We start from the raw sequence: 22,010 nt of genomic DNA, 5'->3' as shown, positions 1-22,010 counted from the left end.
TGTGGGCGGGTATGTATGGAAGTGCCCCGTAACATCCCCTGAGTCAAGGACCGTGATCGACGATGAAGGTCGGCATCCCCCGCGAGGTCAAGAACAACGAGTTCCGGGTCGCCATCACGCCCGCCGGTGTGCATGAGCTCGTCCGCAACGGCCACCAGGTCTTCATCGAGCAGAACGCCGGTGTGGGCTCCTCGATCACGGACGCCGAGTACGTCGCCGCCGGTGCCGAGATCCTCGCCACCGCCGACGAGGTCTGGGCCACCGCTGACCTGCTGCTGAAGGTCAAGGAGCCGATCGCGGAGGAGTACCACCGCCTCCGCAAGGACCAGACCCTCTTCACCTACCTGCACCTGGCGGCCTCCCGCGAGTGCACGGACGCCCTGCTGGAGTCCGGCACCACCGCCATCGCGTACGAGACGGTCGAGCTCGCCAACCGCGCGCTGCCGCTGCTCGCCCCGATGTCCGAGGTCGCGGGCCGTCTGGCCCCGCAGGTCGGCGCCTACCACCTGATGCGCTCGGCCGGCGGCCGCGGCGTCCTCCCGGGCGGTGTCCCCGGCACCCACGCCGGTGAGTGCGTGGTCATCGGCGGCGGCGTCTCCGGCTGGAACGCGGCGCAGATCGCCATCGGCATGGGCTTCCACGTGACCCTGCTCGACAAGGACATCAACAAGCTCCGCGAGGCCGACAAGATCTTCGGCACGAAGATCAAGACGATCGTCTCCAACGCCTACGAGCTGGAGAAGGCCGTGGTCGAGGCCGACCTCGTCATCGGCGCCGTACTGATCCCGGGTGCGAAGGCCCCGAAGCTGGTCACCAACGAGCTCGTCGCCAAGATGAAGCCCGGAAGTGTCCTTGTCGACATTGCCATCGACCAGGGCGGCTGCTTCGAGGACTCCCGTCCGACCACCCACGCCGAGCCGACCTTCCAGGTCCACAACTCGGTCTTCTACTGCGTCGCCAACATGCCGGGCGCGGTGCCGAACACCTCCACCTACGCGCTGACCAACGCCACGCTGCCCTACATCGTGCAGCTCGCGAACCTCGGCTGGGCCGAGGCGCTCCGTCGCGACGCGGCGCTGGCCCTGGGCCTCAACACCCATGACGGCAAGGTCGTTTACGGCCCCGTCGCCGAGGCCCACAACCTCGAGTCCGTCGAGCTCAGCGCGCTTCTCGGCTGAACCGTCAACGACTGACGTCAATCTCACGTCTCCGGCCGGACCTTGCCCGCAAGGTCCGGCCGGACGCGTTTGCGGCCCGGCCGCTCAGGCCGTTCAACTCGCCTCGAACGTAACCCTTTAACCCTTTCGCGCACCCGCGAAACTTCCCAGCGACAGCGCGCACGCCCTTGACAGAGTGGTGTTCGGTTGCCGACACATCGTGCCGGGTCCGGCGGATTGTGTTGCCGCTGAGCGGTGACACGCCATAGAGTCGCCAACCGTCGGCATGGTGCAACGCTGACCTATCGATAAGTGTCCTGGTCACGCCCGAGGAGGTAAGACGACTTGTGAATGAGTCGACATTTGCTCCTGGGGGTGGTCGAGCAGGGACGCCCGAGGGGACCCAGAGTTCCGCCGGGCTCGAAGCTGTCGGCTCCGTCGCGGTCCGCACCTTCGCAAACCACCAGCACATGACGACGCCCCAAAAGAGCATGGACGGCCTAGACGTGAACTCCACGGCCGGCGACCACAGCGGCGATGCGCCCATTGGTTTCGCCGACTACGACCAGGTGCCCGAGGGGCACTTCTACGACCCCGACGCGGAGTACGAGCCCGACCCCGAGTACGCGGCCACCCTCGCGCCCGACGCTGCCCGCCAGCGCCGCGAGCGCATCGGCCCGACCGGGCGTCCGCTGCCGTACTTCCCGATCCCGGGCCCGCTGACCGACCACGGTCCGGCGAAGATCATCGCGATGTGCAACCAGAAGGGCGGCGTCGGCAAGACCACGTCGACCATCAACCTGGGTGCCGCGCTCGCCGAGTACGGGCGCCGCGTGCTGCTCGTCGACTTCGACCCGCAGGGCGCGCTGTCCGTGGGCCTCGGCGTGAACCCGATGGAACTCGACCTGACGGTCTACAACCTGCTCATGGAGCGGGGCATGTCGGCCGACGAGGTGCTGCTGAAGACGGCGGTCCCCAACATGGACCTGCTGCCGAGCAACATCGACCTGTCCGCCGCCGAGGTGCAGCTGGTCAGCGAGGTCGCGCGCGAGTCGACGCTGCAGCGGGCGCTCAAGCCGCTGATGAACGACTACGACTACATCGTGATCGACTGTCAGCCCTCGCTGGGCCTGCTGACCGTGAACGCCCTGACGGCGGCTCACAAGGTCATCGTCCCGCTGGAATGCGAGTTCTTCGCACTGCGCGGTGTGGCGCTGCTGACCGAGACCATCGAGAAGGTCCAGGAACGGCTCAACCCGGAGCTGGAGCTCGACGGCATCCTCGCCACGATGTACGACTCCCGTACGGTGCACAGCCGGGAGGTGCTGGCGCGCGTGGTCGAGGCCTTCGACGACCACGTCTACCACACGGTCATCGGCCGGACCGTGCGCTTCCCGGAGACCACGGTCGCCGGCGAGCCGATCACCACGTACGCCTCCAACTCCGTCGGCGCCGCCGCCTACCGCCAGCTGGCCAGGGAGGTGCTCGCCCGGTGTCCCGCCGAGTGAGTCTGCCCGGCGCCGACGAACTGTTCCGCACGACCGGGGGGATGGCCCTCCAGTCGTCCTCGCCCCGGCGGGGCGCCGAGGAGGCGTCGCCGGCGGTGGCGGGCGGCGGTACGGAGCACGCGGCGGCCGCACCGGCGGACGGCACGGCGAGGACCACCGGGGACGGCCCGGGCGTGGGCGCGCAGCGCAGGCCGCAGGAAGGTTCTGCCGGCGGTGCGGGCGGCGGCGTCGGTGCCGGCGCTCCGGGGCCGCGCCAGGGCAAGGGCCAGGGCCGGGGTGCGAACCGCCGGCCGAGCGGGCGCGAGCGGCACGACGAGAAGATCACGGTCTACGTCTCCGCGGAGGAGCTGATGGACCTGGAGCACGCCCGGCTGGTGCTCCGCGGGGAGCACGGGCTCGCGGTCGACCGGGGCCGGATCGTCCGCGAGGCGGTCGCGGTCGTCCTGGCGGACCTCGAATCGAGGGGCGACGCCAGCATCCTGGTCCGCCGCCTGCGGGGCCGCTGAGCCCGCGGAGGCCGTTCCCGGCCTTCCGCCGTTCCCCGGGGAGCCGCGGCCCCCGTTCTGGGGCTGGGGCAGGATCCTGCGGCGGCACGGCAATTCCAGCCCGCGCGGCGTTTGAGCGCACGTGCGCGGAGCGCACGTCCGGGGTCCGGGGCGGAGCCCCGGGTCTTCCAGCCTCGCCCGGGGGCACCTCCCGGCGGTAGCCGGCGGAGGGTCCGGGCGGCGCCCGGGGAACGGTGGAAGGGCGGGGAGGGGCCTGCCCCGCGCAGCGGCACCCCTGCCCCGCGCACGGTGGTGGGCCGGGAATCGCCCGGCCAGGGCCTAGGCTGCAAGGGCCGCCCGGCAGTCACACCGCACCACCCTGGACCCGCATGCCCCCGAACCCCACCCCCCGCCGCCCCCTGGGGCACGGCCCCGGCACCCCGGCGGAACCCGCTGAGGCGCCCGCTGCGGGGCCCGAGGGCCCGGGGGGCGCCGATGCCACCCCGCGCGACCACGAAGCCGCCGGATCCCCCGTAGGGCCGCCGGAACGGCTCCCGGAGCCCGGGACGGCCCCCGACACGGCGGAGGCGGCCCCCGCGGAGACGGCCCCCGACACCGACACCGGGTCCGGCCGGGGCGGCGCGGTCGATGCCCCCGACGCCGCCGACACGCCCCCCGACGCCGCCGACGGCCGGTTCACGCTCCGGCTCGACAACTTCGAGGGCCCCTTCGACCTGCTGCTCCAGCTGATCTCACGGCACAAGCTCGACGTCACCGAGGTCGCCCTCTCCAAGGTCACCGACGAGTTCATGGCGCACATCCGCGCCATGGGCCCCGACTGGGACCTCGACCAGACCACCGAGTTCCTGGTCGTCGCCGCCACCCTCCTCGACCTCAAGGCCGCCCGGCTGCTGCCCGCCGCCGAGGTGGAGGACGAGGCCGACCTCGCGCTGCTGGAGGCCCGGGACCTGCTGTTCGCCCGGCTGCTCCAGTACCGCGCGTACAAGCGGATCGCCGAGATCTTCGAGCACCGCGCCGCCGACGAGGCCCGCCGCTACCCCCGGACCGTCGGGCTGGAGCCGCACCACGCCGAGCTGCTGCCGGAGGTGGTCCTCGGCATCGGCGCCGACGGCCTCGCCCGCCTCGCCGTCAAGGCCATGCAGCCCCGGGCCAAGCCCGAGGTCTACGTCGACCACATCCACGCCCCGCTGGTCAGCGTCCGCGAGCAGGCGGGTCTCGTCGTGCGCCTGCTGAAGGCGCGCGGCGAGGCGACGTTCCGGGAGCTGACCGAGGACGCCCCGGACACCCTCACCGTCGTGGCCCGCTTCCTGGCGCTCCTGGAGCTCTACCGGGAGAAGGCCGTGGTCCTCGACCAGGAGGAGGCCCTGCTCACCCTCACCGTCCGCTGGTGCGGCGGGGACGGCGACGGCATGCCGACCGTGACCGACGAGTTCGACCGAGTGGTGGAGGTGTCCGAGTGACCGGGACGACGACGGAGCTGAAGGGGGCCCTGGAGGCCGTTCTGATGGTGGTGGACGAGCCCGCCACCGCCGAGCACCTGGCCAAGGTGCTCGGACGCACCCCCCGCGAGGTCGCCGACGCCCTCGCCGCCCTCGCCGACGAGTACACCGTCCAGCGCAGGGGCTTCGAGCTGCGCCTGGTCGCCGGGGGCTGGCGGTTCTACACCCGGCCCGAGTACGCGGAGGCCGTCGAGGCCTTCGTCCTGGACGGCCAGCAGGCCCGCCTCACCCAGGCGGCCCTGGAGACCCTCGCGGTCGTCGCGTACCGCCAGCCGGTGAGCCGCTCAAGGGTCTCGGCGGTCCGCGGGGTCAACTGCGACGGGGTCATGCGGACCCTGCTCCAGAGGGGTCTGGTGGCCGAGGCGGGCACGGAACCCGAAACAGGTGCGATCCTGTACAGGACGACGAACTACTTTCTGGAGCGGATGGGCCTGCGAGGCCTGGACGAGCTCCCGGAGCTCGCGCCCTTCCTCCCCGAGGCGGACGCGATCGAAGCCGAGACGCAAGAAGGTGTGCCGTCGTTCGATCCGGACGCACCGGACACTGACGTAGACGACGACAAGACGACGGAACTTTGATGCGAAGCAGCGGCAACGGCAACGGCGGCAACAGGAACAGCGGCGGCGGTGGCGGCGGACGCGGTGGCTCCCGCGGCGGCTCCGGCGGCGGTGGCTACCGCGGTGGCGGCTCCTCCGGCGGGGGCGGCTCCCGCGGCGGCAGCTCCTCCGGCGGGTACCAGGGCGGAGGCTCCGCGGGTCGCGGCCGCGACCGCGACCAGGCGCCCCAGCGTCCCCGCAACCCCCGTCCCGAGGAGCGCCGCTACGACGTGGGCCCCGAGGGCGAGCGCAGCCGCAGCGGCCCCAAGGCCGGTGGCGGCGGTGCCCGCGGCGCGGCCGCGCGCGGCGGGGCCAAGGGTGGCCCCAAGACCTCCAAGACCCCCGGTATCGGCGGGGCCGGCGGCCCGCGCCGCGGTCCGGGCAGCCGCAGCGGCCAGTCCCGCCCCCGCGAGCTGGACGCGCGGATCGAGGAGCGGGTGCGCGACCGGTACGCCGACAAGCCCGTGATCAAGACCCCGAAGACCTTCCCCGGCGCCGAGCTGGAGGGCGAGCGGCTGCAGAAGGTGCTGGCCCGGGCCGGCATGGGCTCGCGCCGCGCCTGCGAGGAGCTGATCGAGCAGGCCCGCGTCGAGGTGAACGGCGAGATCGTCACGGAGCAGGGCAAGCGCGTCCAGCCGAAGGACGAGATCAAGGTGGACGGCCTGACCGTCGCCACCCAGTCGTTCCTGTTCTTCGCGCTGAACAAGCCGGCCGGCGTCGTCTCCACCATGGAGGACCCGGACGGCCGCCAGTGCCTGGGCGACTACGTCACCAACCGCGAGACCCGCCTCTTCCACGTCGGCCGGCTCGACACCGAGACCGAGGGCATCATCCTCCTCACCAACCACGGTGAGCTGGCCCACCGCCTCACGCACCCCAAGTACGGCGTGCAGAAGACCTACGTCGCCGCGATCACCGGCTCCCTGCCGCGCGACATCGGCAAGCGGCTCAAGGACGGCATCGAGCTGGAGGACGGCTATGCCCGGGCCGACAACTTCCGCGTCGTCGACCAGGTCGGCAAGAACTACCTGGTCGAGGTGACCCTCCACGAGGGCCGCAAGCACATCGTCCGCCGGATGCTGGCCGAGGCCGGCTTCCCGGTCGACAAGCTCGTCCGGACCGCCTTCGGCCCCATCGAGCTCGGCGACCAGAAGTCCGGCTGGCTGCGCCGCCTGACCAACACCGAGGTCGGCATGCTCATGCGCGAGGTCGGCCTCTAGCCGCCCCCGACACCCCTGCGAAGCCCGCGGTGCCACCGGCACCGCGGGCTTCCGCGTTTTCGCACGCAGGCCCCGCACGCAGGTCCCGCGCGCACCTTGCCGGGGCTTCCCGCCCCTGTTTATAGTCAGGCTGACTATTAAAGGGAGCGGGTGGCCCCATGGGCTGGTACATGAGCTGGACCGAGATCCTCGGCTTCGCCACGGGCGCCCTGTGCGTCTGGCTGGTGGCGCGGCAGCACGTCGCCAACTGGCCGGTCGGCATCGCCAACAACGTGTTCTTCATCGTCCTGTTCACCCAGGCCGGCCTCTACGCCGACGCCGGGCTGCAGATCGTCTTCATCGCCCTCGCCGCGTACGGCTGGTGGTCCTGGACCCACGGGGGTGGACCAGGAACCGCCGAGGCCCTGCCGGTGCGCCGCACCACGCGCGCCGAATGGCTCTGGCTGCTCGCGGCGGGGGCGGTGGGGACGGCCGCGCTGACCCTGCTCCTCGGCCGGGTCAGCGACTCCACCGTCCCCTTCTGGGACGCGCTCACCACCGCCCTCTCGCTCATGGCCACCTACGGGCAGTGCCGCAAGCTCCTGGAGTCCTGGTGGCTGTGGATCGCCGCCGACCTCGTCTACGTCCCGCTGTACGCCTACAAGGGGCTGTACCTGACCTCGGTCCTCTACGTGGGCTTCCTGGCCCTGTGCGTGGCCGGCTACGTCGGCTGGCGGCGCGCGCTCCCGGTGCGCGGCGCCCGTACGGCGGCGGCCGAGGGGGTGGCCGCATGAGCGGCGGCAAGCGGTTCGGGCACGGGCTGGTGCTCGGCAAGTTCTACCCGCCGCACGCCGGCCACCACCACCTGGTGCGCACCGCCCAGGACCAGTGCGAGCGGCTGACCGTGCTGGTCTGCGCCGCCTCGGTGGAATCGGTGCCGCTCGCCGACCGGGTGCGCTGGATGCGCGAGGAGCATCCCGGGGCGCACGTGGTCGGCGCGGTCGACGACATCCCCGTCGACCTGCACGACCCGGAGGTCTGGGAGGCGCACATGGCGGTCTTCCGGGCGGCGGTGGGCCGGCGGGTGGACGCGGTGTTCACCTCGGAGGAGTACGGGGCCGAGCTCGCCCGGCGCTTCGGCGCCGAGGAGGTCCTGGTGGACCCGGCGCGCAGCCTGTTCCCGGTCTCCGGGACGGCCGTACGGGCGGACCCGGCCGGCTGCTGGGAGTTCCTGGGGCCGGCCGTCCGGGCCGCGCTGACCCGGCGCGTCGTCGTCCTCGGGGCCGAGTCCACGGGGACGACGACCCTCTCGCGGGAGCTGGCCGCGCACTACCGGCGGCGCGGCGGGGTGTGGGCGAAGACCGGCTGGGTGGCCGAGTACGGGCGCGAGTACAGCGAGGAGAAGCTGGCCGCGGCCCGCGCCGTGGACCCGGCGGCCTCCTGGGAGGACATGGCCTTCGCCTCGCGCGAGTTCCCCGTGATCGCCCGGCGGCAGGACGAGAACGAGGACCGGGCCGCCCGGCTGGGCTCGCCGGTGCTGTTCTGCGACACCGACTCCTTCGCGACGGGCATCTGGCACGAGCGCTACGTCGGCGGACGCAGCCGCGAGGTCGAGCGGATCGCCGCGCGGACCCGGCGGGACCTGTACCTGCTGACGGACCACGAAGGGGTCCCCTTCGAGGACGACGGGCTGCGCGACGGTCCGGAGCTCAGACCCTGGATGACCGCCCGCTTCCGGCGGGAACTCGCCCGCACCGGGAGGCGTTTCCTGATGGTGAGCGGTGACCGGCGCTCGCGGCTGGAGCAGGCCGTGGCGGCGGTGGACGGCCTGCTGGCCGAGGGCTGGCACTTCACGGCGCTCCTCCCGGAGCGCCGGTGAACCCCCCGGCGGCGGCGGACCGTGACGACCGGCGGCGCCCGCCCGGCCCCGAGCCCGTGCGGCCCGAGCCCGTGCGGGCCGAGCCCGACCGGCGTGGACCGCAGGCGCCCGCGCCCTACGACCCGTACGCCTTCGAGCCGTTCGCGGTGACCGTCGACCTGGCGGTGCTCACCGTGCGCGGCGGCGCCCTGCACGTCCTCCTGATCCGGCGCGGGCGGGAACCCTACGCCGGGGCCTGGGCGCTGCCCGGCGGGTTCGTGCTGCCCCGGGAGTCCGCCGAGACGGCGGCGCTGCGCGAGCTCGCCGAGGAGACGGGCCTGCCGCCGGAACTGGTCGGCGCCCTGCACCTGGAGCAGCTGCGCACCTACAGCGAACCGGACCGCGACCCCCGGATGCGGGTGGTCTCCGTCGCCTTCACCGCCCTCGTGCCGGACCTGCCCGAGCCGGCCGAGGAGGGCGGCGGGGACGCCGACCGGGCGCGCTGGGTGCCGGTCGGGGAGGCCTCGGGGCTCGCCTTCGACCACGGGCGGATCCTCGCCGACGCCCGGCGCCGGGTCGGCGCGAAGCTGGAGTACACCTGCCTCGCCACCGCCTTCTGCCCGCCCGAGTTCACCCTCGGGGAGCTCCAGGCCGTCTACGAGACCGTCTGGGGCACCGGCCTCGACCGGCCCAACTTCCGCCGCAAGGTGCTCGCCACGCCCGGCTTCGTCGAAGCCGTGCCCGGCGCCGCCCGGCTCACCGGCGGCCGCGGCAAACCGGCCGCCCTCTACCGGGCCGGACCGGCGACCACGCTCCACCCGCCCCTGCTGCGACCCACGGAAGGACCGACCCCGTGACCGCCCCCAAGCGCGCCGCGACCGGCGCCCTGATCGGACTGGCCCTGGGCGACGCCCTCGGCTTCCCGACCGAGTTCAACGACGTCCCGGCCATCCTGGCCAAGACCGGCCCGTGGCGGCAGATGCGGCTGCCGCGCCCGGCGATCGTCACCGACGACACCCAGATGACCCTGGCCCTGGCCCGCGGGATGCGGACCGCCGCCGAGCGCGGCCGCGTCGGCCCGCTGCGCCTGACCCGGCCGGTCCGCGAGGAGTTCGTCGACTGGTACCACTCCCCGGAGAACAACCGCGCCCCCGGCCGCACCTGCATGGTGGCCTGCCGCCTGCTGGACGACCCGGCGCGGGACTGGCGCGACGCCTGCCAGACCGGCTCCAAGGGCTGCGGCGCCAACATGCGCGTGGCGCCGGTCGGCCTGGTCCCCGGCTGGACGGACGAGGAGCGCGCGGGCGCCGCCCAGCTCCAGTCGGCCCTCACCCACGGCCACCCCACCGCCCTCGCCGCCTCCGACCTGACCGCACGCGCCGTGCACCTCCTGGCGCAGGGCACCGAGGTGACGGGCCTGGTCGGGCGGCTGCGCTCGTACGCCCTGGAGAACCGCACCCGCTACCACGAGCGCTGGCTCGGCGACCTCTGGATGCGCACGGCCTGCGACGCCTCCCCGGAGTCCTTCATCGCCCGGGGCTGGGACGAGTGCCTGGCGGCCCTGGACCGGCTCACGGCGGCCCTGCGCACCCCCTCCCCGGAGACCGACCCCTGCCTGGCCACCGGCGAGGGCTGGATCGCCGAGGAGGCCCTGGCCACGGCCCTGCACTGCTTCCTGCTCTTCCCGGACGAACCCCTCCTGGCCCTGCGCCGCGCGGCCTGCACGTCGGGCGACTCCGACTCCCTGGCCTGCCTGGCCGGCGCCTTCGCGGGCGCCCACCTCGGCGCGGACGCCTGGCCCCGCGACTGGGAAGGCGGCATCGAATACCGCGAGGAACTCCTGTCCTTCGGCGCCCTCTGGGACGCGTGAGCGGTCCGGCCTAGACGGCCGACGCCCGGCGGGTGCGGTGGAGGAAGTCGGCGACGCGGGGGAGGTCGGGGTCGGTGGGGAGGGGGGTGGAGGCGAGGGCGGATTCGGCTTCCTCCGTCAGGCGGGTCATCCAGGTGTCGACCTCCTCCCAGGTCAGCTCGCCCCGCTTCACCGCCAGGAGGCCGTCGCGGTAGGGGGTGGCGTCGATGTCCAGGCGGCCCGTGCGCAGCAGGTCGCGGCAGGACAGGAGCAGGCGCAGCAGGTGCATGGCGTGCTTCCAGCGGGGGGCGCCGTGCAGGCGGACGTCCGCGACGAGTTTGCGGTGCTGCCCGGCCGCGTAGCGGGTGAAGGTGGTGTGGGCCCGGCGGGAGAGGAAGGCCTCGCGGAGGGAGACGAGTTCCTCTCCGACCGGGGTGGTCCGGTACACCAGCGGGGAGTGCAGGCACTCCAGGATGTTGGGGTTGGCGCGCAGCGCGAGCTCGCAGAAGCGCTCCAGTTCCCAGGAGAACTCCTCCTCCTGCGGCCCCTCCACGTGCGTGGGGGGCTTGTCGAACCGCCAGAAGAGCGGCGTGGGGGCGAGGAAGACACCGCGCCGGTCGGTGTCGCTCGTCTCCGTGGCCAGCCCGAAGGCGCGGGAGCCCGTCACGCAGGCGTAGATCGTGTGGTCCCGGACCAGGGTGAGGTCGTCCATGCGGGGGAGGGTAGGCGGGCGGGTGCGGGCTAGGCGAGCGAGATTTCCCCGTTCGGGGCCACCGTGATCTGCTTCTCCTCCAGCGGCCGCCTCGCCGGGCCGTGGGCCACCGCACCGTCCGCCACCTGGAACTTGCTGCCGTGGCAGGGGCAGTCGATGGTGCCGTCCGCGACCTTGTTCACCAGGCAGCCCTCGTGGGTGCAGACCGCCGAGAAGCAGCGGAAGGACCCGGCCGTCGGCTGGGTCACCACCAGCTTCGCTTCCTTGAGGACCGTGCCGCCGCCGACCGGCACCTTCGAAGAGTCCACGAGGGGCTTCGCCGCCTGCGGCGGGGCCGACGCCACCGGGGACGAGGCCGCCGGCGCGGAGGCGGCCGCGGACGGGGCGGACGGGGCCGACGGCTCGGTGGCGGGCTTCTTCTCCCCGCCGCCGCAGGCGGCGAGCGTGCCGCCTGCCAGGGCGGCCGCCCCGGCCGCGAGTACCGTGCGCCGGGCGGTGTGTGACTCGGTCATGGGAGCTCCGTTGTTCGGTCGGTGGCGGGGTTGGCGAGCAGCATCCTGGCGCGTGCCGGGCTCCGATTGAAGTCCGCCACTCCGTTTCATCCGCCCGGGTGCCAGGGGGCCAGCTCCGCCGCACCGCCGCCGGGCGTGCGTACGACCTCCCACACGCGCACCACGGCCTCCCGGTTCAACGGGCCATGAACGTGCGGGTACGGGTCGCCGGGGCCGCCCGTGCGGCGGACCTCCGCCGTCAGGGCCGCCTCGTCGAGCTCCACGGCGAGCAGCGGACCCGGCACCTCCCGGTAGTGGGACCCCGCGATGGCGAGGACGGTCGGCCGGTCCGCCGAACAGTGGACGAAGCCCTCGGAGGCGAGCGAGGCGGGGGCGTACGGCAGCTCCGGAGCGGCGCTCCAGTCCGCGAGCGGGACGATGTGGAAGATCATGCCGGTGGTTCTACCGCACCGGCGCCGACGCCCGCATACCAAGTGGCGGTACGGGACGATCTGGGCGACATTGTCGGTGTCTCGAAGCCGGGCCGCCGCCGACGCGCGCCCGACCCCCTCCGAAAGGCACACGACGATGGCGGGTAACGACCTCGGCTCCCTGCTCGGCGGACTCCTCGGCGGCGGCCAGGGCGGCCCGGCCGCCGCAGGCGGCGGCAACATCCTCGGCTCCCTGATGGGGGCCCTCCTGGGCGGTGGCGGTGGCGGTGCGGGCGGCGCGGGCGCGAACAACCCCCTCGGCGGGCTGCTGGACATGCTGACCAAGTCCGGCCTTGCCGACCAGGCCCAGTCCTGGATCGGCACCGGCGACAACCAGCCCGTCAGCGGGGAGCAGGTCGCCAAGGCCCTCCCGGACGACGCCCTGCGGCAGGCGGCCGAGCATGCGGGCGTCAGCCCCCAGGAGGCGGCCGACCAGATCGCCCAGCACCTTCCCCAGGTCGTCGACAAGCTCACCCCGGACGGGCAGGTGCCCTCCGGATCCCTGGAGGACATCATCCGGCAGCAGAACCTCTGACTTCCGGCACGACCGGCCGCGAGGGCCCGGCCCCGTCCACAGGGCGGACCGCCGGGTCCTCTCGCGGTACCGAGTGGCTACCCTGAGTCAGGCCCGGCCCGTCGTTACGTGATCACCCTTGGAGCGCCCCCGTGAGAACCGCCGTCGTCATCGGAACCGGACTGATCGGCACCTCCGCGGCGCTCGCCCTGACCGCCCGCGGGATCTCCGTCCACCTCGTCGACCACGACCCCGCGCAGGCCCGTACCGCCGCCGCCCTCGGCGCCGGCACCGACGACGCCCCCGAGGGCCAGGTCGACCTCGCGATCGTCGCCGTACCGCCCGCCCACGTGGCCGCGGCCCTGGCCGACGCCATCGGACGCGGACTGGCCCGGGCCTACGTGGACGTGGCCAGCGTCAAGGGCGGGCCGCGCCGCGAGCTCGCCGCCCTGGGCGCCGACACCTCCGCCTACATCGGCACCCATCCCATGGCCGGCAAGGAGCGCTCCGGCCCGCTGGCCGCGACCGCCGACCTGTTCGAGGGCCGCCCCTGGGTGCTGACCCCGACCCGGGACACCGACCACGAGGTGCTGAACCTCGCGCTGGAGCTCGTCGCCCTGTGCCGGGCCGTCCCCGTGGTGATGGACGCCGACGCCCACGACCGGGCGGTCGCGCTGGTCTCCCACACCCCGCAGCTGGTCTCCAGCATGGTCGCCGCCCGCCTGGAGGAGGCGGACGAGACGGCGGTGCGGCTGTGCGGGCAGGGCATCCGCGACGTGACCCGGATCGCCGCCTCCGACCCCCGGATGTGGGTGGAGATCCTCTCCGCCAACCCCGGGCCCGTGGCCGACGTCCTGGCCGGCATCGCCGCCGACCTGGAGGAGACCGTCGAGGCGCTGCGCGGCCTGCAGTCCGCCGACGAGGCCAAGCGCCGGGGCGGGGCCGCCGGCATCGAGGACGTCCTCAAGCGCGGCAACGCCGGCCGCGTCCGCGTCCCCGGCAAGCACGGCGCGGCCCCCACGGCCTACGAGACGGTCGGGGTGTTCATCAGCGACAAGCCCGGCGAGCTGGCCCGGATCTTCGCCGACGCCGGCCGGGCCGGGGTCAACATCGAGGACGTGCGGATCGAGCACGCCACCGGCCAGCAGGCGGGCCTGGTGCAGCTCATGGTCGAGCCCAGGGCCGTCGCCCCCCTGACCGCCGAGCTCAGCGAGCGGGGCTGGGCCCTGCGCCAGCAGTAGCCGGGCACCCGGCGGGGCCCCGTGCGGGCCCCGCCGACCGCCCGGGACCGGCCGGTGCCAGGGCCCGGTAACCTGGTGAGGGGCGCTATGGGCGCGCCCGGACACGTACGCGCAACCAGGAAGGTGCCCGCACCGTGGAATCCGCAGCTCCGTCCGCCGTGATCGTCGCCATCGACGGTCCCTCCGGCACGGGCAAGTCCAGCACCTCCAAGGCCGTGGCCGCCAAGCTCGGGCTGCGCTACCTGGACACCGGTGCCCAGTACCGGGCCATCACCTGGTGGATGATCACCAACGGCGTCGACACCGACGACCCGCAGGCCATCGCCCTCGCCGCCGGCAAGCCGGCCATCGTCTCCGGCACGGACCCCTCCGCGCCCACCATCACCGTCGACGGACAGGACGCCTCCGGCCCCATCCGCACCCAGGAGGTCACCTCCAAGGTCAGCGCCGTCAGCGCCGTCCCCGAGGTGCGCACCCTGATCACCGAGCTCCAGCGCTCCATCGCCGCCGAAGCGGCCGCGCAGGCCGGCGGGATCGTCGTCGAGGGCCGGGACATCGGCACCACCGTCCTGCCCGACGCCGACCTCAAGATCTTCCTGACCGCCTCCGCCGAGGCCCGCGCCGCCCGCCGCAACGGCGAACTGCGCGGCAAGGAGGCCGCCGACCTCGCCGCCACCAGGGAAGCCCTGATCAAGCGGGACGCCGCCGACTCCGGCCGCAAGACCTCCCCGCTGGCCAAGGCCGCCGACGCCGTCGAGGTGGACACCACCGAGCTCACCCTCGACCAGGTCATCGAGTGCGTCGTGACCCTGGTGGAAGAGCGGCGGAGCAAGTGAGCGATACGCCCTCCCTCAAGGGTGCGGCGGTCGGCAGACGCATCGGAATCGGGCTCATGTACGGGCTCTGGAAGCCGCGTGTGCTGGGTGCCTGGAAGGTACCCGCCACCGGCCCCGTGATCCTGGCCGTGAACCACTCCCACAACATCGACGGACCCCTGGTCATGGGCACCGCACCCCGGCCGCTGCACTTCCTGATCAAGAAGGAGGCGTTCGTCGGGCCGCTCGGTCCCTTCCTGGAGGGGATCGGACAGGTGAAGGTGGACCGCTCCGGCACCGACCGGACCGCCGTCACCCGCGCCCTGGACGTCCTCGGCAACGGCGGCGCCCTCGGGATATTCCCCGAGGGCACCCGCGGCGACGGGGACTTCGCGTCCCTGCGCGCCGGCCTCACCTACTTCGCGGTCCGCAGCGGCGCGCCCATCGTGCCGGTCGCCGTCCTCGGCAGCACCGAGGCCAAGGGCCGGTTCGTCAAGGGCCTGCCGCCGCTGCGCAGCCGCGTCGACATCGTCTTCGGCTCCGCCTTCGAGGCCGGGGACGGCACGGGCCGCCGTACGCGGACCGCGCTGGACGCGGCCACCGTGCGCATCCAGGACCGGCTGACGGCCCACCTGGCCGACGCCAAGCGCCTCACCGGGCGCTGAGCGAGACTTGAACCCAGTAGTGGTGCCCGCCGCGCGGACGACACCACCGACCACCACGAACGACGAGGAACGGACTTCATGAACGACCAGCACGACCACGGAGCACTTGGCGACGCCGAGTACGCGGAGTTCATGGAGCTCGCCGCGGAGGAAGGCTTCGACCTCGAGGACGTCGAGGACGCCATCGGCGAAGCCGGCCACGGACCGCTGCCCGTACTCGCCGTCGTCGGCCGCCCGAACGTGGGCAAGTCGACCCTGGTCAACCGCATCATCGGCCGCCGTGAGGCGGTCGTCGAGGACAAGCCGGGCGTCACCCGCGACCGCGTGACCTACGAGGCCGAGTGGGCGGGCCGCCGCTTCAAGGTCGTCGACACCGGCGGCTGGGAGCAGGACGTCCTCGGCATCGACGCCTCCGTCGCCGCCCAGGCCGAGTACGCCATCGAGGCCGCCGACGCGGTCGTCTTCGTCGTGGACGCCAAGGTCGGCGCCACCGACAGCGACGAGGCCGTCGTCAAGCTGCTGCGCCGGTCCGGCAAGCCCGTCGTCCTGTGCGCCAACAAGGTCGACGGCCAGAGCGGCGAGGCCGACGCGGCCTACCTGTGGTCCCTGGGCCTGGGCCAGCCGTTCCCGGTCTCCTCGCTGCACGGCCGCGGCACGGGCGACATGCTCGACGCCGTCCTGGAGGTCCTGCCCGAGGCCCCCGAGCAGACCTTCGGCGGGGCCCCGGTCGGCGGCCCGCGCCGCATCGCCCTGATCGGCCGCCCCAACGTCGGCAAGTCCTCCCTCCTGAACAAGGTCGCGCGCGAGGACCGCGTCGTCGTCAACGAGCTGGCCGGCACCACCCGCGACCCGGTCGACGAGCTCATCGAGCTCGGCGGGGTCACCTGGAAGTTCGTCGACACGGCGGGCATCCGCAAGAAGGTCCACCTCCAGCAGGGCGCCGACTACTACGCCTCGCTGCGCACGGCCGCGGCCGTCGAGAAGGCCGAGGTGGCGGTCATCCTGATCGACACCACCGAGTCCATCAGCGTCCAGGACCAGCGCATCATCACCATGGCCGTCGAGGCCGGCCGCGCGATCGTGATCGCGTACAACAAGTGGGACGAGCTGGACGAGGAGCGCCGCTACTACCTCGAGCGCGAGATCGAGACCGAGATGCAGCAGGTCTCCTGGGCGCCCCGGGTCAACGTCTCGGCGAAGACCGGCCGCCATATGGAGAAGCTGGTCCCGGCGATCGAGACCGCCCTCGCGGGCTGGGAGACGCGCGTCCCCACCGGCCGGCTGAACGCCTTCCTCGGCGAGATCGTCGCCGCGCACCCGCACCCGATCCGCGGCGGCAAGCAGCCCCGCATCCTGTTCGGTACCCAGGCGGGCAGCAAGCCGCCGCGGTTCGTCCTCTTCGCCTCCGGCTTCCTGGAGCACGGTTACCGGCGCTTCATCGAGCGCCGCCTGCGCGAGGAGTTCGGCTTCGAGGGCACCCCGCTGCACATCTCGGTGCGGGTTCGCGAGAAGCGCGGCGCCCAGTACAAGAAGAAGAAGTAGCGGTCGCGGTGGCGGGCCGGGGTCAGTAGCCCCGGCGCGGAGCGGGCGGCAGGGCCGCCGGGATGTGCTGCATCCCGGTCTGGTGCTGCCGCCCGTCGCCGTATCCGGAGCCCTGTCCGGCCCCGGACGCCGGTACGGGGACGGCGGCGCCGGCGTGGGCGTACTGGGGCTGCGGGACGACCGGCGCGGGCGGGTACGCGGGCTGCCAGGGGTCGGAGCGCTGCCATGCGGAACCGTTCCACCCGGCGGCGTACGAGCCGCTGCCGTAGGAGACTCCGGAGGACCCGGTGTAGGAGCCGCCGTACGAGGAACCGTGCGAGGAGCCGTAGGAGGATCCGTGCGAGGAGCCGTACGAGAACGCGGTGAAGCCGAGGTCCTCCTCGCCGGTCCGGTCGCCCGGCAGGGCCCGGAAGGCCCGCAGGTACTCGGAGTACAGGGCGTCGAAGATCGGGGTGTGCGAGGCGGCCGGAGCGTGGTCCCGGTCCAGGGCGGGGCGCATCGGGGGGACGCTGCTCGGATAGGACGGGGCGCGGGAGGGGTCGTATGCATGCACGTATCAGCCAACGAAACCGGGGCCCTGCGGATGCGGGGTGACGGGGCGTAAAACGCAGATCGCCGGGGGTGCGCGGGACGGACCGCGCACCCCCGGCGCATGCCGACCGGCCTCCTTCGTGGGGAAGACGGGCGGCCGTTTCCGGCGGGGTGGGAAAGGTTGGGGTTCAGGCGCCCGCGGCACCCGCGAGGGGCATGGAGGCCGCGACGAGCTTGCCGTTGCTCGCGGCCTTGTCCAGGGCGTCGCGCAGCAGGTCCTCGCGCGGCTGCTGGCCGATGGAGCCGACGGGGGCGGCGTACACCAGGACCCGCTGGGTCTTGTTGACCGCGGCCCGCCAGCCGTCGGTCACGGACAGCGCCTGGTGCGCCTGCCACCAGGAGGCCTGGGGGCCGCCGCCCGCGCCGGGCTGGAGCACGGCGTGCAGCTGGCCGCCGGCCAGCAGGACCGACCAGCCCTCGAGGGCGGAGGGCACCTGGTTGGTGTCGGTGACGGGGATGAAGCCCTGCTCGATGAGGAGCGGCAGGAAGTCGTCGCCGGGGCCGGTGGTGCCGGGGCGGGCGATGGGCGCGGTCGGCTCGACGACGAGCGCGGGGTGCAGTTCGCCGTTGATCAGGATCAGGCCGCTGGTGATGCCGAGGACGGCCTGGCCGCCGGGGACGCTCTGCGGCGCCTCGCCGGCGGCCGCCTGCTCGGGGGCGGGGCTGTCACCGGTGATGCTGCGGACCGCGCCCTGGAGCTCGGCCTCGGAGACCGTGACGACCTGGGAGGGGATGCAGCCGGCGTGGGCGAAGGCGAGGACGGCCGTCTCCTCGCCCACGAACAGCACCGTGCTCGTCGGGTCGGTCTCGGGGTCGCCGGGGGTGCGGCAGGAGGTGCAGTCGTAACTGCCCGGGGCGTCGTCGCCGGTGAGCAGCCTGTCGGCTTCTTCGTCACCGATCTCGGCACGTACCTCAAGACTGACGTCGAGCATGCGCGGCACGGGTGGGCTCCTCATTCGTGCGGAGGCCGGGGGGTTCCCGGCTCGCCGGGCACAACGGCCGAGGCTCGGCCGGGGTCACGCCGTTTGAGGGAACGGAATCGAACCGGCCACCCGAAAGAGTGAGGCGCTCGGGGGAGGCTTCGTTTTTATGGCAACTATTGCTTGCTTGTGCGCAGTTGGTGGTTGGGGCTGGCCATTTGGGGGCGGGGTGGCGGTCGGCCGTCCGGGTGGGGCGCGGGGGTGCGCCGCGTGGCGGGGCGGGCGGGGGGAGGGGGCTGCGTAGCGTGGCGCGATGCCCGACGTCTGTTTCCGGGTCCGCTTCCGGCGGGCCGCGTTCGCGGTCTGCGCCGCGCTGGTGCTCGTACTCCCGTGGGGTGCCGGGGCGGTCGCGGCGCCGCCCCCGCCGGCTCCCGGGCCGGCGGGGGCCGCGTATCCCGGTTCGCCGGGGGTCATCGGGACCGGGCCGGGGGACTGCGGGCCGGGCGGGGAGTGGCCGTGGGACTGCGTCGCGGACTGCGAGAGCAGCGGGCGGTGGGCGGTGAACACGGGCAACGGCTTCTACGGGGGGCTGCAGTTCTGGCAGCCGACGTGGGTGGAGTACGGGGGGCTGGTGTACGCGGCGCGGGCGGACCTGGCGACGCGGGAGCAGCAGATCCGGGTCGCGGAGGAGCTGCTGGGGGCGCAGGGGTGGGACGCGTGGCCTGTGTGTGCGAAGCGGTACGGGCTGGCGGGGCGGATGCATGTGGTGCGGGGCGGGGACACGCTGGACGGCATCGCGCGGCGGCGTGGCGTGGCGGGGGGCTGGCGGGCCCTGTACGAGGCGAACCGCCCGGTGATCGGCCCCGACCCGGCCGCCCTCAAGGTCGGCACCCTCCTCGCCCTCCCGGGCCCACCCCCGTCCCCGGTCACCCCGGCCCCGGTTGTCCCGAGCCCGGCCCCGGTCACCCCGGCCCCGGTGGCCCCGAGCCCGGACGGGCCGTCTCCCGCCCCGGCGGGCCCGTCGGCGCCGTCCCCGCCGGCTCCGTCTCCGGGGGCGCCGGCGCCGGTTCGGGTGCCCTGAGCTGTGCGCGGTGGCGGTCGGTGGCCGCTGCGCGGAGCCGTCCCCTACCCGCCCTTCCTCCGTTCCACCTCAAGCGCCGGTGCGGCTGGGGGAGGTGCCCCTCCGCCTCCGGGTGCGGCCCACTACACGGCGCTCCGCGCCGCGCCTCAAACGCCGGCGGGGCTGCACATAGCCCCGTCGGCGTTTGGGGCGCGGGGTCTGGGGCGGAGCCCCGGGGACGACGGAGGGAGGCAGCGCAGCGGCGCGACGCCGGGGAGGCCGGCCGGGGGCGAGGGGGATGAGCGGCGCGGCCGGACCGGGTGAGGGACCGTGGGGAGCGCCGGGCACACTGGGGCGGTGCTAGAGACCTCCGCGCGGCTGCTCCGGCTGCTCTCCCTCCTCCAGACCCACCGCGAGTGGACCGGCCCCGACCTCGCCGAGCGGCTGGGGGTCACGCCCCGGACCGTGCGCCGTGACGTCGACCGGTTGCGGGAGCTCGGGTACCCCGTGAACGCCACCCCCGGCACCGGCGGCGGGTACCAGCTCGGTGCGGGGGCGCAGCTGCCCCCGCTGCTGCTCGACGACGACGAGGCCGTCGCGGTCGCCGTCGGACTGCGGACCGCCGCCGGGAACGGGGTCGAGGGGATCGGGGAGGCCTCGGTGCGGGCCCTCGCCAAGCTGGAGCAGGTGCTGCCGGGCCGGCTGCGCGGACGGGTCTCCGCGCTCAACGAGTTCACGGTCCCCATGCTCCGCGGGCCCGGCCGCGACACCGTGGACCCCGCCGTCCTCACCGAGCTCGCCGCCGTGTGCCGGGACGGCGAGCGGCTGCGCTTCGGGTACCGGGACCACGCCGGGGCCGTGAGCCGCCGGACCGTCGAGCCGCACCGGCTCGTGTGCACCGAGCGGCGCTGGTACCTCGTCGCCTGGGACCTCGACCGCGCGGACTGGCGGACCTTCCGCGCCGACCGGATCGAGCCCCGCCCCCCGCACGGCCCGCGGTTCACCCCGCGCCCGGCCCCCGCCGAGGACCTGGCGGCGTACGTCTCCGAGGGGGTCTCGCAACGGGCGTACGCCGTCCGGGCGGTGGTGCGGCTGAGGGTGCCGGCCGAGGCGGCGGCGGGGATCGTGGGACCCGCCGACGGGGTGCTGGAGCCGGTCGACGCGGAGAGCTGTCTGCTGCGGACGGGGGCGGTGAACCTCGACGTTCTGGTGATTCACATCATGATGCTCGGCTGCGAGTTCGAGGTCGTGGAGCCCCCCGCGCTGACCGACCGGATCGCCGCTCTGCGGGACCTTCTCGGCCGTGCGCTGGAAGGCGTCGGAGAGCACGGGAATTCCGGCCGCGGGGATTTGAATTCCGCCGGCGGAATCGCCGGGCGGGCGGCGGCGGCCGTCGACAACCCGTGACACAAGCGTGACCCGGTACGGAGGAACCTCTGGGCGCGCGGCTGACGGGCCGGACATATGAACGGCGGGCCGGTTCGTGGAACCGGCCCGCCGTCGTGGTGCGGGGTGGGGCGTGCGTACCGTCCCCGCGGGGTGCGTCAGCCGCCGGTGGCGGGACGCGCGCTGCGGGCGGCCGCCCGCTCGGTGTGCGCCGGGCGGCGGCTGCCGGCCGGGGTGACCGGGGTCCGCTCGGAGCGGATCAGGTGCGGCCGGGACGCCGGGTGGGCGTGCGCGGCGGGCCGCAGCGCGGGGGAGTGCCCGGCGGGCGCCGGGACGGCGACGGGCGCCGCCTCGGCCGGCCGGGGCCGCCACTTGCCGCCCGCCGAGAGCAGCGGGGTGAGCGCGGCGGCGACGGGCTCGGAGACCCGGCCTTCCTCCAGCCGGCGGCGCCACTGCTCGCGCACCTCGAAGACGTAGGCCTCGGAGCGGGCGATGAGCGGCTCGAACCAGGGCAGCGCCAGCATGATGAGCAGGCCGGCGGTCCAGCCGAGCAGGACGTCGCTCACCCAGTGGGTGCCGAGGTAGACCGTGGTGGCGCCGACGCTGAGCGACAGCACCCCGGAGAGGATGGACAGCACCCGGCGGGTGACCGTGGTGGAGGCCAGGTAGGCCAGGATCCCCCAGGTCACGACGGCGTTGGCGGTGTGGCCGGAAGGGAATATATCGCCGCCCGCGAAGAGCTCGGCGGAGCCGATCTGGGTGGCGTAGTGCGGGCCGAGCCGGCCGAGGCCCAGCTTCACGGAGCCCACGGTGATGTTCAGCAGCAGCAGGGCCACGCCGAGGGCGATCAGCGGGCGCAGGGTGTGCTGGCGCCAGGAGCGCCAGCCGAGCCAGGCCGCGACCATCACCGCAGTGGGTCCGCGCTGGCCGAGGACGACCAGGTAGTCGAGGAAGGCGTGGATCTGCGGCCACTGCTCGTACGGCCGGAAGAACATGATCTGCCAGTCCAGGCGGACGAGCCAGGACGTCGTCAGCACGGCCACGACGATCGCCAGGTAGAAGGCGAGGGTCGCGCAGAGCAGCACGACGCGGTGCCGGCTCATCTGCGGGGTCTGCAGATGAGCCGGTCGCTCTGGTTCCCTGTCCAGCCGGGCGAACACCGGCTCCAGACGGGACAGCAATTGATCGGTACGCACTCAATCGACGTTACCGCGCGTCGAAGCACGGCCCGTGCGAATCGCACGCTTTGTGATGACCATGTGATGTGGAGTGCGTCTCACGCGGGACTTAATTGCCGTTATTCCGCCCCCGGTTGGAACTCCCCGGATTCCACTCCCGGAGTGCTGCCCCGCCAATTGTCCGCGCGCTTACGGGCGGTTTATCGCCGCAGCTCAATTCCTTTGCGCAATC

The 22,010-nt window shown here is 73.8% G+C and carries 23 protein-coding genes; 17 read left to right on the top strand and 6 right to left on the bottom strand.

From position 1 onward, the window contains the following. Positions 1-62 precede the first annotated feature (62 nt). From ald to B4U46_RS08420, 10 genes are all read left to right on the top strand, one after another. On the top strand, positions 63-1,178 hold the full coding sequence (gene ald, locus B4U46_RS08465) for an alanine dehydrogenase (RefSeq protein WP_079425497.1): 1,116 nt from the start codon (positions 63-65) through the stop codon (positions 1,176-1,178). Between the two features lie 449 nt (positions 1,179-1,627). Continuing rightward, positions 1,628-2,665: a ParA family protein gene (locus B4U46_RS08460; protein WP_237292736.1), complete on the top strand. Its 1,038-nt coding sequence runs from the start codon at positions 1,628-1,630 to the stop codon at positions 2,663-2,665. Then, positions 2,650-3,171: a hypothetical protein gene (locus B4U46_RS08455; RefSeq protein WP_079425493.1), complete on the top strand. Its 522-nt coding sequence runs from the start codon at positions 2,650-2,652 to the stop codon at positions 3,169-3,171. The genes B4U46_RS08460 and B4U46_RS08455 overlap by 16 nt, the downstream gene beginning before the upstream one ends. 368 nt (positions 3,172-3,539) lie before the next feature. Next, complete coding sequence (locus tag B4U46_RS08450; RefSeq protein ID WP_079425491.1) at positions 3,540-4,631, top strand: segregation and condensation protein A; 1,092 nt, start codon at positions 3,540-3,542, stop codon at positions 4,629-4,631. Beyond that, on the top strand, positions 4,628-5,248 hold the full coding sequence (gene scpB, locus B4U46_RS08445) for an SMC-Scp complex subunit ScpB (protein ID WP_079425489.1): 621 nt from the start codon (positions 4,628-4,630) through the stop codon (positions 5,246-5,248). The genes B4U46_RS08450 and scpB overlap by 4 nt, the downstream gene beginning before the upstream one ends. Further along, positions 5,248-6,486 carry a pseudouridine synthase gene (locus B4U46_RS08440; RefSeq protein WP_079425487.1) on the top strand — a complete coding sequence of 413 codons (1,239 nt, stop codon included), beginning with the start codon at positions 5,248-5,250 and terminating at the stop codon, positions 6,484-6,486. The genes scpB and B4U46_RS08440 overlap by 1 nt, the downstream gene beginning before the upstream one ends. A 158-nt stretch (positions 6,487-6,644) precedes the next feature. Then, positions 6,645-7,259, top strand: coding sequence for a nicotinamide riboside transporter PnuC (pnuC, locus tag B4U46_RS08435; RefSeq protein ID WP_079425485.1), 615 nt, complete (start codon positions 6,645-6,647; stop codon positions 7,257-7,259). Beyond that, positions 7,256-8,344 carry an AAA family ATPase gene (locus B4U46_RS08430; RefSeq protein ID WP_079425482.1) on the top strand — a complete coding sequence of 363 codons (1,089 nt, stop codon included), beginning with the start codon at positions 7,256-7,258 and terminating at the stop codon, positions 8,342-8,344. The genes pnuC and B4U46_RS08430 overlap by 4 nt, the downstream gene beginning before the upstream one ends. A 71-nt stretch (positions 8,345-8,415) precedes the next feature. Continuing rightward, complete coding sequence (locus B4U46_RS08425) at positions 8,416-9,180, top strand: NUDIX hydrolase (RefSeq protein ID WP_079431627.1); 765 nt, start codon at positions 8,416-8,418, stop codon at positions 9,178-9,180. Next, positions 9,177-10,193, top strand: a complete 1,017-nt coding sequence (locus B4U46_RS08420) for an ADP-ribosylglycohydrolase family protein (protein ID WP_079425480.1) — start codon at positions 9,177-9,179, stop codon at positions 10,191-10,193. Before B4U46_RS08425 ends, B4U46_RS08420 begins: the two co-directional genes overlap by 4 nt. Before the next feature lie 10 nt (positions 10,194-10,203). On the opposite strand, the gene B4U46_RS08415 is transcribed toward B4U46_RS08420, so the two are convergent. From B4U46_RS08415 to B4U46_RS08405, 3 genes are all read right to left on the bottom strand, one after another. Next, the gene (locus tag B4U46_RS08415) at positions 10,204-10,884 is read right to left on the bottom strand and encodes a DNA polymerase beta superfamily protein (RefSeq protein WP_079425478.1); all 681 of its coding nucleotides are present in this window, start codon (positions 10,882-10,884) and stop codon (positions 10,204-10,206) included. 29 nt (positions 10,885-10,913) lie between these two features. Further along, positions 10,914-11,396, bottom strand: a complete 483-nt coding sequence (locus tag B4U46_RS08410; RefSeq protein WP_079425476.1) for a Rieske (2Fe-2S) protein — start codon at positions 11,394-11,396, stop codon at positions 10,914-10,916. A gap of 86 nt (positions 11,397-11,482) precedes the next feature. Beyond that, a complete protein-coding gene (locus tag B4U46_RS08405) occupies positions 11,483-11,827 on the bottom strand; it encodes a DUF952 domain-containing protein (protein ID WP_079425474.1) in 345 nt (114 codons plus the stop codon). Here B4U46_RS08405 and B4U46_RS08400 point away from each other — a divergent pair. The 5 genes from B4U46_RS08400 (at position 11,814) to der (ending at position 16,643) form a co-directional block, all read left to right on the top strand. Next, complete coding sequence (locus tag B4U46_RS08400; RefSeq protein ID WP_398908244.1) at positions 11,814-12,401, top strand: YidB family protein; 588 nt, start codon at positions 11,814-11,816, stop codon at positions 12,399-12,401. The genes B4U46_RS08405 and B4U46_RS08400 overlap by 14 nt on opposite strands. Before the next feature lie 131 nt (positions 12,402-12,532). After that, a complete protein-coding gene (locus B4U46_RS08395; RefSeq protein WP_079425470.1) occupies positions 12,533-13,621 on the top strand; it encodes a prephenate dehydrogenase in 1,089 nt (362 codons plus the stop codon). Between the two features lie 134 nt (positions 13,622-13,755). Beyond that, positions 13,756-14,457 (top strand): (d)CMP kinase, encoded by a 702-nt coding sequence (cmk, locus tag B4U46_RS08390; RefSeq protein ID WP_079425468.1) that lies wholly within the window; start codon positions 13,756-13,758, stop codon positions 14,455-14,457. Beyond that, positions 14,418-15,101: a lysophospholipid acyltransferase family protein gene (locus tag B4U46_RS08385; RefSeq protein ID WP_079425466.1), complete on the top strand. Its 684-nt coding sequence runs from the start codon at positions 14,418-14,420 to the stop codon at positions 15,099-15,101. The genes cmk and B4U46_RS08385 overlap by 40 nt, the downstream gene beginning before the upstream one ends. 78 nt (positions 15,102-15,179) lie before the next feature. Continuing rightward, positions 15,180-16,643, top strand: a complete 1,464-nt coding sequence (der, locus tag B4U46_RS08380; RefSeq protein WP_079425465.1) for a ribosome biogenesis GTPase Der — start codon at positions 15,180-15,182, stop codon at positions 16,641-16,643. A gap of 22 nt (positions 16,644-16,665) precedes the next feature. Here der and B4U46_RS08375 read toward each other — a convergent pair whose 3' ends face one another. Both B4U46_RS08375 and B4U46_RS08370 read right to left on the bottom strand, forming a co-directional pair. Next, on the bottom strand, positions 16,666-17,142 hold the full coding sequence (locus B4U46_RS08375; protein WP_237292734.1) for a hypothetical protein: 477 nt from the start codon (positions 17,140-17,142) through the stop codon (positions 16,666-16,668). A 220-nt stretch (positions 17,143-17,362) separates the two neighbouring features. Then, the gene (locus B4U46_RS08370; protein WP_100863910.1) at positions 17,363-18,175 is read right to left on the bottom strand and encodes a hypothetical protein; all 813 of its coding nucleotides are present in this window, start codon (positions 18,173-18,175) and stop codon (positions 17,363-17,365) included. A 292-nt stretch (positions 18,176-18,467) separates the two neighbouring features. On the opposite strand from B4U46_RS08370, the gene B4U46_RS08365 reads away from it, so the two are divergent. Together B4U46_RS08365 and B4U46_RS08360 are read left to right on the top strand one after the other, a co-directional pair. Further along, positions 18,468-19,235: a transglycosylase family protein gene (locus B4U46_RS08365; protein ID WP_079425461.1), complete on the top strand. Its 768-nt coding sequence runs from the start codon at positions 18,468-18,470 to the stop codon at positions 19,233-19,235. Between the two features lie 336 nt (positions 19,236-19,571). Continuing rightward, a complete protein-coding gene (locus B4U46_RS08360; protein WP_167747573.1) occupies positions 19,572-20,621 on the top strand; it encodes a helix-turn-helix transcriptional regulator in 1,050 nt (349 codons plus the stop codon). A 137-nt stretch (positions 20,622-20,758) separates the two neighbouring features. On the opposite strand, the gene B4U46_RS08355 is transcribed toward B4U46_RS08360, so the two are convergent. Continuing rightward, positions 20,759-21,796, bottom strand: coding sequence for a phosphatase PAP2 family protein (locus B4U46_RS08355; RefSeq protein ID WP_079425459.1), 1,038 nt, complete (start codon positions 21,794-21,796; stop codon positions 20,759-20,761). Between the last annotated feature and the right edge of the window lie 214 nt (positions 21,797-22,010).

The organism is Streptomyces katrae (assembly GCF_002028425.1).
In the GTDB taxonomy this organism is placed as follows: Bacteria; Actinomycetota; Actinomycetes; order Streptomycetales; family Streptomycetaceae; genus Streptomyces; species Streptomyces katrae_A.
This window is presented reverse-complemented; position numbering and strand designations above follow the sequence as displayed.